Raw genomic sequence first — 13,630 nt, forward strand, 5'->3', positions numbered from 1 at the left:
CGGCTCCTTACGTGCGGGTTCGGAGGACGTCCGGGTTGACGAAGGACAGGGGGCGCTCGCCGCGCAGCACGCGCTCGGTGTTCTCGACTCCGGCGGGGACCAGGGAGCGGTACATCTCCACCGTGTGCCCCACCACGTGGTCGGTGAGGATCGTGTTCGGCGCACCGCGCAACGGGCTGTCCCCGGGCAGCGGTTCGGTCTCGAAGGTGTCGATGGCCGCGCCCGCGATGTCGCCCCGCCGCAGCGCGTCGGCCAGGGCGGTCTCGTCGACGATGCCCCCGCGCGAGGTGTTGATCAGTACGGCCTCGCGGCGCATGAGGCCCAGCTCGCGGGCGCCGATCAGGCCGCGGGTCGCCGGGTCGAGCGGGAGGTGCACGCTGACGATGTCCGCCTCGCCCAGGCAGCGCTCCAGGGAGACGAACTCCACCTCGGGCCATTCCTCGTGGCGCGGGGTTCGGGTGTGGCAGAGGATGGGGCCCACGCCCCAGCCCGCCAGGCGCAGGCACACCTCCCTGGCTATCCGGCCGAAGCCGACGAGCCCCAGGGTGGCGCCGCGCAGCGAGTGGCTGTCGAGCTCGGCGGGCCGGGGCCGGGGGCGCCCCTGCGCGAGCGCGTCGATCCGGTCCGGCAGACGCAGGCGCAGGGCCAAGGCGAGCATGATGGTGGCCTCGGCCATGCTGCCGTGGTTCTCCGGGGTCGCCCCGTTCGCGACGACGATGCCGCGCCGCGTGGCGTCGGGCACGTCGATGGAGTTCACCCCGCTGGAGGCGAAGACGACCCCCCGCACCTCCGGGTGCGCGTCCAGGAAGGCGGGAAGCACGGGGGTGCGGGAGGTCAGGACCAGGGCGTGCAGGGGCCCGGCCTCGACGTCGCCGGGCGCCGCCGCCCGGACCACCTGGTGGCCGCGGGCGGCGAGCTGCTCGGCGATCTCGTCGAGCAGCTCTCCGAGGACACGGTCCGTGCCGACGAAGACACGGTGGCCGGACGACGGATTCGTGGCGGTCATCCGTCTAGAAGCCGTTCAGGTACGGCAGGCCGGCCGCGGTCTCGCGCACCTTGTCGGAGCTCTTCAGCAGCTCCGTCAGGGTGTCCCAGGTGCCCTCCAGGAAGGCCTCGCGCAGCGACGCCTGCATCTCCACGGCGAACTCGCGACCCCCGATCCGCAGGACGCCCCGGTCGAGGTCGACCTCCGCCTCGGCGGTGGGGTCGGCGGCGGCGATGGCGCGGGCGGCCTCGCCGTCCTCGGCCGAGATGGACACGCACGGCAGGCCGATCGTGCCGCAGTTGCCGCGGAAGATCTCGCCGAAGCTCTCGCCGACGACGGCCCGGACCCCCCACCGGTGCAGGGCCTGGGCGGCGTGCTCGCGCGAGGAGCCGCAACCGAAGTTCTTGGCGACCAGCAGGATCCCGGCACCGGAGCGCTCGGGCGCGTCGAAGGGATGCGTCACGCCGCGGGCGTGGTCCTGTTTGCGGTCGTCCTCGAAGACGTGGTTGCCGAGCGCGTCGAACGTGAGGTGCTTGAGGAAGCGGGCCGGGATGATCCGGTCCGTGTCGATGTCGTTGCCGCCGAGAACCACCGTGGTGCCGGTGACCTGGGCGATACGGGGAGCGGTGGACGTGGTCACGAGGACTCCTTGGGGACTCAGGAAGCGGAGGAAGCGGTGGTGGTGACGGGCGCGGCGCCGAAGACGGTCGCCGGGTCGCAGACCGAGCCGTTGACGGCGGCGGCGGCCACGGCCAGCGGGGACATGATCATCGTCCGGCCGGTCGGCGAACCCTGACGGCCCTTGAAGTTGCGGTTCGACGACGACGCCGCCAGCTCGCGGCCGACCAGCTTGTCCGTGTTCATGGCCAGGCACATCGAGCAGCCGGCCAGGCGGAACTCGAAGCCCGCGTCTTCCAGCACCTTGTCGATGCCGAGTCGCACCAGTTCCTCGCGGACAGCGTTGGAACCGGGCACGGCCAGGGCCCGGACGCCGGGAGAGACCCGGGCGCCGGAGCGCTGCAGTGCCTCGGAGACCTCCTGGAAGTCGGAGATCCGGCCGTTGGTGCAGGAACCGATGAAGGCGACGTCGATGGGGTAGTCGCCGAGCTGGGTGCCGGGCTTCATGCCCATGTACTCGTACGCCTCGGAGTAGGAGTCGGCGACGTCCTGGGAGACGCCGTCCACCGAGGGCAGCACGCCGTCCACGGGAACGGACTGCCCCGGGTTGATGCCCCAGGTCACCATGGGACGGATGACACCGCCGTCCATGACGACCACGTCGTCGTACGAGGCGTCCGCGTCGGAGGCGATGGAGCGCCACCATGCGACGGCCCGGTCCCACGCCTCGCCGGTGGGCGCGGAGGGGCGTCCCTTGAGGTAGGCGAAGGTGGTCTCGTCGGGGTTGACGTAACCGCAGCGCGCGCCGCCCTCGACGGCCATGTTGCACACCGTCATGCGCTCGTCCATCGACATGTTGTCGATGACGGCGCCCGCGAACTCGTAGGCGTAGCCGACGCCGCCGACGACCCCGAGCTCGTGGATCACGTGGAGGATGACGTCCTTGGCGGTGACGCCGGGGGCCAGCTCGCCGTCGATCTGGACGCGGCGGACCTTCAGCCGGTTCATGGTCACGGTCTGGGTGGCCAGCACGTCCCGCACCTGGGAGGTGCCGATGCCCAGGGCGACCGCGCCGAACGCGCCGTGGGTGGACGTGTGCGAGTCGCCGCAGGCGATGGTCATGCCCGGCTGGGTGAGGCCCTGCTCGGGGCCGATGACGTGGACGATGCCGTACTGGTCACCGCTCGGCGCGAAGAAGCGCAGCCCGAAGTCGTCGGTGTTCGTCTCCAGCTGCGCCAGCATGTCCTCGCCCAGCTGGTCGAGGAACGGACGGGTGATCGTGTCGGTGGGGATGACGTGGTCGGCGGTGGCGACGTTGCGCTCGGGCATGGCGACGCTCAGGCCCCGCTCGCGCAGCATGGCGAACGCCTGCGGGCTGGTGGCCTCGTGCACGAGGTGGAGACCGATGAAGAGCTGAGCCCGGCCGTCCCCGTAGTCACGTACGGTGTGCAGGTCGAACACCTTGTTGTAGAGCGTTGAGCCCATGGCAGTTCCTACTTTCTCTTTCGCCTCTGCGGAAGGTCACTTGGAGGTCTTGACGGGGGCGGCGGAGCCCGCTGTCACGCCGCCGTCGACGGCCAGCGCCTGACCGGTGACGTAGCTCGACTCGGGGCCCGCCAACCACACGGCCGCGGCGGCCACCTCTTCGGGTAGGCCGACCCTGCCGAGCGGGGCGCGCCTGGCCCGGGCTTCCATCTGGGCCCGGTCCGCGTACAGTTCACGCAGCATCGGCGTGTCGGTGGACCCGGGGCACACCGCGTTCACCCGGATGCCGTACGGGGCCAGCTGGAGAGCCGCGGCCTTGGTGAGACCGACGACCCCGTGTTTGGTCGCGGCGTACATGGGGCTGCCCGAATGCCCCTGGAACGACGCCACGGAACCGGTCGTGACGATAGTGCCCCCACCTGTTTCGATCATCGCTTTGGACTGATGTTTGAGACACAGCCACATGCCCATGAGGTTGGTGGCGACGACCGCGGACGCGTCCGCGTGCAGGGCCTCTGAGATCAGCCCGGTCGGGCCAAACGTACCAGCGGTGTTCACGGCCGCATCCAGCCGTCCGAATTCCGAGACGGCCGTATCAACTGCGGAACCGACGCTCTCCTCGTCCGTGACGTCGCAGACCACCGCCACGCCGCGGCCGGCGTCGAGACCGGCCAGCTCCAGGGATTCCGCCAACGGCCGCGCCCGCCGTCCGGAGGCGACGACGAGGGCGCCGGCCCGGGCGAGCGCCGCCACCGTCGCCCGGCCGATGCCGCTGCCCGCGCCGGTGACCATGACGACGGCGTCCTTGAGACCGCCGCCGAGGGCGGCGGGTGTGATGGCGTTCATGAGATGTGGAGCCCTCCGTTGACGTCTATGAGCGCGCCGGTCGTGTACCCGGCGTCCTCCGCGCAGAGATGGACGACCGCGGCCGCCGCCTCGCCGACCGTGCCGTACCGCCCCATGGGCAGCCGGCTTCGCACCTCGTCCATGCGCTGCTGCGACATGGAGTTCCAGGCGTCGACGAGCCGCTCGGTGGCGATGGGGCCGTGGGCGACGGCGTTCACCGTCACGCCGTGCTCGGAGAGCTCCCAGGCGCACTGCTTGGTGTAGCCGAGGACGGCGGCCTTGGCCGCCACGTAGGCGGCGTTGCTGAAGATCGAGTACGTGCGTCCGGCGATCGAGGCGAGGTTGACGATCCTGCCCCAGCCGCGGTCCCGCATGGCGGGGGCGCACAGACGGGTCAGGGTGAAGCAGGGCAGCAGGTTGCCGGTGACCGCGCCGGCGAGGTCGTCCTCCCGCAGGTCCTCGAAGGGGATGCGGCGGGTGTCGCCACCGACGCCGTTGACGAGGATGTCGGGGAGCGCGTCCCGGCCGGCCGCCTCCGCCGCGTAGGCCGTGACCGCCTCGGTGTCGGTGACGTCCAGGTGGGCCGCCCGCACTCCGGGACGCTCGGCGCACAGGGCGTCCAGGGCGGCGCGGTCGCGGTCGACGACGACGACCTCGACGCCCTGCCCGGCGAGACGGCGCGTGACCTCCAGGCCGATGCCCGCCGCGCCGCCCGTGACCCAGGCGCGACGTGCCGCGGCGGGCTTCTTCGTATCCGTACTCACTGGTCTTCCTGACCTGCTTCCTGACGAGGCGGACGGCACGGGACGCACCGTTCCAACAGGGCCCAGGTGGGGCGCAGTCCGATGCCGGGGCCGGTGAGGGCCGGGGCCCGGGAGGCGGCACGGTCCACCTGGTAGCCGGGGGCGGTGAACGCCGGGCGCGCGGGGAACCATTCGTCCTGCCTGCCGGCCTCCACGGCGACCGGCTCGCGCAGCGCCGTGCCGATCAGCCGGCCCGCCGCCCACAACGGCCCCACCTCTCCGACCTGCACGCCCAGTTGGACACCGAGCCCGGCGGCGCGGGCGGCCCGGGCGAGCGTCAGCAGCCGCAGCGGGCCGCCGCACTTGGAGACGCGCAGGTTGAGCAGATCGGCAGCCCCGTGAGTGAGGCAGTCGGCCAGATCGGCGGCGCCGGAGAACGACTCGTCGAGCATCACCCTCAGCCCGGCGCCGCGCAGCCGTGCCATGTCCGCCCAGGAGCGCGGGGCGAGCGGCTCCTCCAGCCAGGCCGGACCGGCCGACCGCAGGCGCTCGGCGTGGGCGAGCACCTCCCCGGCGTCCCACGAGCCATTGGCGTCCACCGAGACCGTGGCGTCCGGCACCAGGTCCCGCACCCGCGCCACTTGACCGGCCACCGGGGCCACGTCGGGGCCCGCCTTGAGCTTGACGTGCGGGATCGCCGCGCGCACGGCGGCCGGCAGGGCTGCGAGGCGCTCGGCCGGATCACGTCCCAGATCCAGGACGGTGGCCACCGGCACGGGCGCGGCGCGGTCGGCGAGGAGGTCCCCGAACCCGGCCGTGTGCAGGGCCCGCAGCCCGGGCACCCCCGCCGACCGGCACACCAGGTCGAACAGCGCGGTCTCCACGGCCGCCGCGGCGGCCGGAGCGGGGCGGCCCGGCTCGCCCAGAAACGTGGGCAGGTCCAGAGCGAGCAGGCCCGCGAGCGCATCCGGCAGCGGAGCCCCGATCCAGTCCGCCACCGACGCGGGCACCCCCCGCTCCAGCGCGGCGCGCACCGAGTCCGGCGATTCGCCCGTGACGTACTCGCGCGGTGCCGCCTCCCCCCAGCCGGTCACGGCGCCCCACTCGGCGGCGACCAGTACGGACGCCGTCTCGGCGCGGTTCTTGCCCGCATGCCGGAAGCCCCGGGCCATCGGAATGCGCGCCTCGTACGCCGTGAGCGCCACCTTCGCCGTCCCGCTGCCCCGGCGCCCGCCGAGCGCCGCGGCGTCGGCGCTCACCGCTGCTCCCCGGACCGGACGACCGCGGCCAGCCAATCCCAGTACTGCTCCCGGACGTCGGTGAACTCCAGGTAGTGGGAGACGGCCGGGAAGCGCCGGGCCCGCGCCTGTGGGGCGAGCGCGGCAAGCGTGCCCGCCGCGGCGTCCAGGTTGATGATCGCGTCCCGCTCGGGGTACGCCACCCAGACCTCGCGCCCCTCCCAGGGGCCGGGCCCGGCCTGTACGTAGCTGTCCTCGGTCTCGACCATGGCGGCGCGGAAGGAGTCCGTGACGGAGCGCGTCATCAGGGCGTCGTTGGCCATGAAGCGCAGGTAGCCGGGGAGCGTGGTGTACTGCTCGTCCTCCAGCTGCACCGCGGACGAGGCCGGGCCGCGGTCGGCCCGGACGCGCGCGCGGGCCGCCTCGTCCAGTCGCGCGCGCTGCTGACCGAGCGCCGGGGCGCACAGCACGATCCGGCTCTCCGGCGGAATCCGCCCGGTGGCGACGAGGGCCGCGACCAGGCTGCCGCCGAAGCTCTGCCCGAGGACGGTGACCGGCCCGTCCGCTGCCCCGAGGACGCGTTCGAGGGCGGTCGCGTAGTCGTCGAGGACGGTGGCCGCGTCGGGTGCGTGGCCCCGCGGGCCGGTGCTGGCACCGCAGCCGCGCCGGTCCGCGGTGGTCAGCCGCACGCCGCGCCGCAGCAGCGCGGGCCCGGTCTCGAAGAACCAGCCCGCGTGGCTCTGCAGGCCGTGCACGTAGAAGAGGTCGGCCAGGCCCGGCCGGCCGTCGTCCCAGGTGTGCAGCGCGAGGGTTTCCCCGTTGGACGGCACCTTGTCGACCACCGGGTGCCGTCCGTCCGATGCGTCAGACATCGGCTGCCGCACGGGGCGGGGTGAGGCGGGGCAGGTCGCCGCTCTCCCAGCGGGCGATCAGCGAATCGGCCACGAGCTGCGAGAATTCCCGCCTGCCGGGGACCATCTGTCCGGTGCGCACGAACATGTCCCGCGCCTCGTCCCACTCACAGCGCCACTGCTCGGCGTCGGTGGTGGCACGGGCGGGGTCACTGGCGCTGCGGACCGTCACGGACGGGAACCACGGCCGGTCCGACGGTTCGCTGCTGCGGTAGAAGCGGAAGTCGAAGCTCCACCTCAGCCGGCCGGAGCGGTTCACGGTGGAACCGTGCGGCGTCCGCTTGTGCAGCAGCACCAGGTCTCCCTTGGAGACCGGCAGCGGCACGGCCTCGGCCTCGAGCTCGCTGATCGTGCCGGCGTCCATCGGCCACGGCAGCAGCTTCGTCTCCCGGTGACGGCCGGGCACGACCAGCAGGCAGCCGTGTTCCTCGGTGACGTCCATCGTGGGTATCCAGCACGTCACGAGCGTGGTGTCGTCGGACTCGGGTATCTGGGTCATCGCGTCCTGGTGCCACATCGTGGGCGCGTGCATCGTCTCGCCGCGCCGAGCCCCGAACCGGCCCTCCTGCGGGGCGGGCAGCTTGAGACGCACGTGCTGGTTCGGACTGGCGGAGATCTCCTCGCCGACGAGCCTGCCCACGACGTCGAGCACCTTCGGGTTGCGCAGCAGCCCGAGCACCCCGGGGCCGGTGTGCACCCGGCTGTCCGGCTGGAGAGAGGTGAACGGCATGTGCGGCAGCGTGATGTCCAGCTCGCTCAGCAGCGAGGGGTCGAAGCCGGGCAGCGCCGCGAGCGCCACCAGGTGTTCCTCGAAGGGCTTGCCGGCCAGTTCCTCGCCGCCGGTGAGCAGACCGTCGGCCCGCCACTGGGCGGCCCGGGCGTCCAGCAGGCGGGTGTACTCGTCACGGACCGCGGTGAAGTCCTCTTCGGCGAGCACCCCCGGCACGACCGCGTAGCCGTCGCGCTCGAAATCCTCGGCAAGGGTGTCCAGAGCAGACATGGGTGTCCTTCACAGATGGGGGAAATGGATACGAGGACGTTCAGGAAGCAGGGTCGGGGACCAGCTCGGCGAGCTGCCGGAGCAGGGTGTCGTCCGCGTGCAGCCAGCGGTGCTTGACCTGGGCGGCGGACGCCCCGCGGCCGACCTGGCGCTCGGCCAGCGCGCGGAAGGTGCCCGGCGTGACGGTGTGCCCGCTCAGCGGGGCCAGCCGCCGCGATGCGCGCTTGTCCGCGTACTCGACGTTCAGCCGGCGCAGTTCCGCCTCCACACGGTCGCGGAACCGGTGGCTCGCCGGGCCCGGCCCCTCCGGAGACTCCATGACCAGGCTGTAGCCCGGCGGGTGACCCCAGACCGGGACCACGCAGTAGACGTTGGGGACCGAGGCGCTCCCGGCCGCCGCGCGGATGGCCGCGTGGACGTCGGCCTCGGTCAGCTTCTCCCCGGTGAAGGAGCTGACCGAACCGCCGCGTCCCTCGAATTCGAGGCGCGGCAGCCGCCCCACGTGCCCCACCACGCGGTAGATGTCGCCGGAGTCGTACCGGTACAGGCCGTTGGCCTGGCTCATCACCAGCCGGTAGGTTCCCCGGCCGGCCAGTTCCTCGGGGCCGAGCGTGGCCACGTCGGGCGGGAGGGGCTCCCCCGCGTCGCTCGGATCGCAGGGTACGAACTCGAACACGCCCTGGTCGATCGCGAGCGGCCCCGCCGACGTGTGGGTGTCGACGGGCATCGTGACGATGCCCTCGGTGCCCGTCGTGGAGAACGGCACGATCGGCACCCCGGGCGCCAGACGCTCCAGCCACGCCCGGTAGTAGCGCGCCGAGGCCGAGTTCCAGCACACCTGGAGGGCGAGGCCGGGCCACAGGTCGACGAGGGTGACGTGGCCTTGGTAGGAACGGGCGGCCTCCAGCCGGGCCGCCGTCCGCGGGGCGGGGGCCAGGCGCGGATCCGGTTCGCCGAGCAGGGTGCCGTCGTGCAGGTCCTTGAGCAACGTCTCCAGCTGCTCGTTGAGCAGTTCGCCCAGGGCCGTGATGCGCGAAGGGTTGACGGTGACGATCATGCGGACGTCGGAGTCGGCCAGGAGCCGCAGCTTGGTGTAGAGGGGAAGCCCCCCGGTGTCATCGACGAACCAGGGCTCCCCGTACCAGGGCGGCGTCCAGTCGGCCGGGCCCACCGCGGACGGCCGCTTCGTGATGCTGTAGACCGGCATCAGGTCGTCCGGCGCCGGTGGCTGTATCACGGCCCGCTCCCACGACAGGTCCAGAACCTCGCCGGGCCGGTACCGCTTCAGGCCGAGGCGCTGGTAGTACAGCCCCCACTGCGCGTACAGGGCGGGGCCACGGTAGCGGTTGCGCCAGTGACGCGTGGTGGGGACGTACTTGGGCCTGCCCGTGGTCCCGGACGTGGACAGCAGCGCGTACGGACGGCTGCGGGTCAGCACCCTGTGCTCACCGGCACTGATCCGCTCCACGTATCCCCGGAAGGACTCGTAACCGCGCACCGGCACGGCCGACTTGAAATCGTCGAAGGTCCGGACGGAGCCGAGCGCGTGCTCGCGGGCGAAGGCGGTGCCCCGGACCTGCTCCAGCAGATCGGCGGCGACCCGGTCGGCCACCGGCCGAGGCTCCCGGCAGTAGTCGCGCTGCAGCTGATGCGCCGTCAGCGCTCGCTGGACGAACGCATCGGCAGTCACAACACCGCCCCGGACGCTTCGAGCTCCGCCCGCAGCCATTGACCGATCCGAGGGCCCTGGTCCAGCCGCACCCCGGGCAGGCCCCGCTCCTCGACGGAGTCGGCCGGGCTCTCGAGGGCGACGCAGCTCCCCAGGTAACCGAGCCACCGCTGCTGGACGTCCAGGGTCTCTCGCGCCACCCGGCCGAGCGGACTGCCGAAGCGCCGCTCCATCGCGGACTCCAGGTGGCCGCGCATCAGCACGAGCACGTCCCGCGCCGCCTCCAGCCGGCCGTTCAGGTCAGCGCCGGGCGGCAGGGCCGGGGCGGCGGCCGTCAGGGCCGCCACGTCCGCGTCGGGGGCGGCGCGCAGCAGGAGGGTGCCGAACTCCTCGTACCAGTCGGCCTCGGTCAGCGCGGTGCCGTTCACGCTCAGCAGGGCCGGCGCGGCTGCCCCGTCGGGCAGGGTCGCGATGAGGTGGCGCGCCCAGGAGGCGGCCGAGCAGTAGCCCAGGACGACGGCGGGTCCGTCGGCCGAGCGGCCCAGGGCGTCGTGGCCCCGGCGCAGGCACTCCTCTATCTCCGCGGCGTCCGGGCGCATGGGGACGGGGAGCTCCACGACGTCGGCCTCGGGCAGGATCTCGCGGACGAACGCGGCGAGAGCCGGTTCGGCGCGGGCGCCGGGATAGTCGACGGTGTGGACGGTCAGGACGGGGGCCGGCTCCCCGGCTGCGTCCTCGGCCACGGCCAGCAGCTCGGGCACGGCGTCGACGCGGCCGGCGACGATCGCGTCCGTCACCGCCCGCACCGCGCTCAGCAGCCGCTCGGCCTGGTGTCGTCCCACCAGCGCGAGGCTGTAGTCCAGTTCGAGCGCGAGGCCCGCGCCGCCGTCGTCCTCGAGATGGATGTTGCAGTGCCGCTTGATGCTGCCGGAGCCGAGCCCGAACGGACGCCAGCCGCCGTCACTCATGGCCGACGACTCGATGGGCGCCTCGGCCGCCTGGAAGAGGATGTTGGCGTACGGGGCGAGGGTGCGGGCCGTGTCGTAGGCACCCATCCCGTCGAGTACGACCTCCACGGGCAGCTGCGAGCGCTCCAGGCTCTCCACCACGTCCGCGTGGACCTCGCGCACGTAGTCGTCCGCGGACCGCGCGGGGGCGGTGAAGTCGCCGACGAAGAAGATCTGGTTGGTGAACAGGCCCGCGGTGGTCCGGTACTCGGCGCGATTGCGGTTGGCGACCCCACTCATCACCACGACGTGGTCCTCCCCGGACAGGACGCGGGCGGTGGCGAGCAGACCCGACAGCAGCAGGCTGTAGGTGGTGACGCCGAGGGCGCGCGCCTTCTCCCGGACGGCCGCCGCCTCGCCGGGTCCGTCCCAGACCAGCCGCAGCGTGCCCGCGCGCTGGCCGCTCGCACCGGTCGCCTCCCGGCGGGCGACGGTGAAGTCGGGCGAGACCCGCGCGAACTTCTTCTCCCAGTACGCGATGTCGTCCGCGTGGACACCGGACCGGGCCGCGCCGTCCAGCGCGGACGCGTACCGGCTGAACGGGGTGGCCGCGGCGAGAGCCCCCTCGCCCTTCGTGTAGAGGGTGAGGAAGTCGTCGGTGAGGAGGTCGATGGTCCACCCGTCGGCCGCGATGTGGTGGACCGCGAAATACACCAGGGCCGTCCCGTCCGCGAGTGGCACGCAACCGCCGCGCACCGGCGGCTCCTGCGCCAGCGGGAACGTACGGCCCATGGCCTCGCGGACCGGCAGGGCCGCCGCCTCGGCGTCCGCCGCCTCCGGGTGGCGCACGAACTCCGCGCGCTCCGGCCAGTCGGTCACCTCGTCCAGGAAGAGCCCGTCGGGGGTGCTCACGAACCGGTTGCGCAGGGACTCGTGCCGGGCGACGAGGGCCCGGAAGGCGTGTTCGGCACGGTCCGCGTCGAAGTCCCCGCCGCAGCGCAGCGCCTTCCCGATGTTGAGGAAGGCGGCCGAGCCGGCGCCCTGGGCGTGGCGCCAGTGACGCCGCTGCGTGGCCGTCGCGGGCACGGCGCCCTCCGGTGCCGCCGCCTCCTGGGCGGGCGCGGCGGGCAGCGCGGCCTGCTCGATCAGGGCGCTCAGCGGCGCCGCGCCCAGCAGCCGTGCCACCGGCACGATGACGCCCAGTTCCTCTTCGATCCGCATGACGGCGGCGTAGGCGTCCAGCGAACTGCCACCGTTCTGCACCCAGGACCGCTCGGTGCTGTAGGTCTCGGGAGCGCCGCCCTGCTTGCGGGACAGCGCCTCGAACAGGACCTCCCGCATGGCCTCTTGTGTGTTGTCGGCGTTCATACGCTCCTGCCAGTGGTAGAGCCGGTGGGGTGGTGGGGAGCCGCGGTGGCGGCCGGTGGCGGCAGTGCCGCGCCCAGCCGTGCGGCCATCTCCGCGGCCCAGTCCTCGTCACCGACGCCGTCGTCGGCGAATTGCACGGCGACCCGGGACAGGAAGGCGGCGGCAGTCCGGCGCAGTCCCTCCTCGTCGGCGCAGTCGAGGACGACGTTGCAGGCAATGGCGTCCGTGTCGGCGCGGGGCGCGCCGACACGGGCGATCTCGTCGATGCTCGCCACGCCCGGCACGCGCAGCCCGGCGGGCGAGACCCGGGAGCGGACCGGGCCGCCGGTGTCCGCGAACGGGACGAACATCCCGGCGACGTGGCGCCGGCCGCCGTTGTCGGGCAGCGGCTGCGGAGGCAGGCCCGCGGTGATCAGCAGCGCCTGGCGCACCAGGTCGAAGCCGGTACGGCGCTTGAGGACCCGGCTGAGGTGCCCGCCGACCCGGCAGTTGATCTCGATGATCTCCGGTCCGCCGGCGCCGAGTTTGACCTCGGTGTGCGTGATGCCGTCGTCCATGTCCAGCGCCCGGTGCGCGTCCAGGACCAGCCGTTCCACCTCGTTGCGCAGGCCGTCCGGCAGGCCGCACGGCAGGATGTCGCCGGTGGTCGCCATCTGTCCGGCACCCCGGTTCCGCGCACTGCGCGCGTGGACGGGGAACTTGCCGAAGACGGTGATGACCTCGTGAGTGCCGAGGGTGCTCTGCACCTCCACCGAGACGTAGTCGGCCCGCCAGGTCCCGGCCACCGGGTCGGCGGTGGGAATGAACTGCTCGGCGTAGAGCGTGCCGGGGCTCCAACGCCAGCCGGCGGCCACCTGATCGGCCTGGGCCGGGCCTTCGATCACGGTGACGTCCGTGCCGCCCGCGCCGCGCCGGGGCTTGAGCACGAACGGGAAGCCGAGGCCGGCCGCCACCCGTGCCACGTCGTCGGGTCCGTCCACGGGCAGCGTGGCCATGCCGGTCAGGCCCGCCGCGCCGAGCACGGAGCGCTGGTGGTACTTGTCCGCGGTGCGCGCCGCGCGGTGCCGCACCCCGAGGTGGGCGCCGCACGCCGCGGCCAGTTCGAGTTCGGCGTCGGCGAACGTGACCACACCGGTCACGTCCCGGCCGGGCAGGTCCAGATGTTCCTCGTCGATCTCCAGGGGCTCACCGAAGAGCCGGCCGATCAACGCGGGGAGCGCCGGCCACCGTTGTGCCGATCCAGCCCGCAGCAACGGTACGACATCGATGTCGTCGCCCGCGGCGACCAGAACGTCCCGAGCCGATGCCGCACCTCGGGGGGAGAAGAGCACCCCGATGCGCGGCCTCACCGGGAGGCGGCTTTCTCCGCCGCGTCGAGGAGCGCCGCCAACGTCCCGTCGACGAAAAGGACATCGACCGGAATCTCGGCGCCGAGATCCTTCTCGATCTGCTGGAGCAGTTCGATCGCGAGCAGGGAATGGCCCCCCAGTTCAAAGAACCGGTCCTCCGGAAGGGCCTCCTCCACGCCCAGTACCTCACACCAGTGGGTACGGACGATCGAGTCGACAGTGGGCACGCGGGTCATCGGAACTCCAGGCGGGAGATCTGCTCAACTCGATTGTTGATTCAGAACGGTTGGGGGTCAACAACCTAGAAACGGTGTCCGCAGTCCGCAACCGTGAGTCCGCATACCGAGATTCACGTGCGCGCGCTCCAGCCTTGGAGCCGCCCGTCAGCAGGATGAGAGCTCCGCCACACCCCGACCGACGCGGCCGGCGGAGGCGGGCTTCCGGGAAGCCGGCTGCTTCTACGGGCGATTC

The 13,630-nt window shown here is 72.8% G+C and carries 12 protein-coding genes; all 12 read right to left on the bottom strand.

What is annotated here, in order from left to right; translation table 11 throughout:
* Window positions 1-7: 7 nt before the first annotated feature.
* From AB0L33_RS10235 to AB0L33_RS10290, 12 genes are read right to left on the bottom strand one after another with little or no spacing between them, the layout of a single operon-like run.
* Window positions 8-1,006, bottom strand: coding sequence for an NAD(P)-dependent oxidoreductase (locus tag AB0L33_RS10235; protein WP_365679602.1), 999 nt, complete (start codon window positions 1,004-1,006; stop codon window positions 8-10).
* Between the two features lie 4 nt (window positions 1,007-1,010).
* On the bottom strand, window positions 1,011-1,625 hold the full coding sequence (locus tag AB0L33_RS10240) for a 3-isopropylmalate dehydratase small subunit (protein ID WP_365679604.1): 615 nt from the start codon (window positions 1,623-1,625) through the stop codon (window positions 1,011-1,013).
* Window positions 1,626-1,642: 17 nt separating this feature from the next.
* Window positions 1,643-3,088 (bottom strand): 3-isopropylmalate dehydratase large subunit, encoded by a 1,446-nt coding sequence (locus tag AB0L33_RS10245; protein WP_365679606.1) that lies wholly within the window; start codon window positions 3,086-3,088, stop codon window positions 1,643-1,645.
* A 36-nt stretch (window positions 3,089-3,124) separates the two neighbouring features.
* Window positions 3,125-3,934 (bottom strand): SDR family oxidoreductase, encoded by an 810-nt coding sequence (locus tag AB0L33_RS10250; protein ID WP_365679608.1) that lies wholly within the window; start codon window positions 3,932-3,934, stop codon window positions 3,125-3,127.
* Window positions 3,931-4,698 carry an SDR family oxidoreductase gene (locus AB0L33_RS10255; protein WP_365679610.1) on the bottom strand — a complete coding sequence of 256 codons (768 nt, stop codon included), beginning with the start codon at window positions 4,696-4,698 and terminating at the stop codon, window positions 3,931-3,933. Before AB0L33_RS10255 ends, AB0L33_RS10250 begins: the two co-directional genes overlap by 4 nt.
* Entirely contained in the window at window positions 4,695-5,936 is a 1,242-nt protein-coding gene (locus AB0L33_RS10260; RefSeq protein ID WP_365679612.1) for an enolase C-terminal domain-like protein, read from the bottom strand. Before AB0L33_RS10260 ends, AB0L33_RS10255 begins: the two co-directional genes overlap by 4 nt.
* The gene (locus tag AB0L33_RS10265) at window positions 5,933-6,787 is read right to left on the bottom strand and encodes an alpha/beta fold hydrolase (RefSeq protein ID WP_365679614.1); all 855 of its coding nucleotides are present in this window, start codon (window positions 6,785-6,787) and stop codon (window positions 5,933-5,935) included. The genes AB0L33_RS10260 and AB0L33_RS10265 overlap by 4 nt, the downstream gene beginning before the upstream one ends.
* Entirely contained in the window at window positions 6,780-7,826 is a 1,047-nt protein-coding gene (locus tag AB0L33_RS10270; protein ID WP_365679616.1) for a phytanoyl-CoA dioxygenase family protein, read from the bottom strand. Before AB0L33_RS10270 ends, AB0L33_RS10265 begins: the two co-directional genes overlap by 8 nt.
* 40 nt (window positions 7,827-7,866) lie before the next feature.
* Window positions 7,867-9,516, bottom strand: a complete 1,650-nt coding sequence (locus AB0L33_RS10275; RefSeq protein WP_365679618.1) for a GH3 auxin-responsive promoter family protein — start codon at window positions 9,514-9,516, stop codon at window positions 7,867-7,869.
* Window positions 9,513-11,810, bottom strand: coding sequence for a condensation domain-containing protein (locus AB0L33_RS10280; RefSeq protein WP_365679620.1), 2,298 nt, complete (start codon window positions 11,808-11,810; stop codon window positions 9,513-9,515). Before AB0L33_RS10280 ends, AB0L33_RS10275 begins: the two co-directional genes overlap by 4 nt.
* Window positions 11,807-13,159: a hypothetical protein gene (locus tag AB0L33_RS10285; RefSeq protein WP_365679622.1), complete on the bottom strand. Its 1,353-nt coding sequence runs from the start codon at window positions 13,157-13,159 to the stop codon at window positions 11,807-11,809. Before AB0L33_RS10285 ends, AB0L33_RS10280 begins: the two co-directional genes overlap by 4 nt.
* Window positions 13,156-13,386, bottom strand: a complete 231-nt coding sequence (locus AB0L33_RS10290) for a phosphopantetheine-binding protein (RefSeq protein ID WP_365679623.1) — start codon at window positions 13,384-13,386, stop codon at window positions 13,156-13,158. Before AB0L33_RS10290 ends, AB0L33_RS10285 begins: the two co-directional genes overlap by 4 nt.
* Window positions 13,387-13,630: the final 244 nt, after the last annotated feature.

Origin of the sequence: Streptomyces sp. NPDC052299, from assembly GCF_040679335.1 — a bacterium.
Taxonomy (GTDB): Bacteria; Actinomycetota; Actinomycetes; order Streptomycetales; family Streptomycetaceae; genus Streptomyces.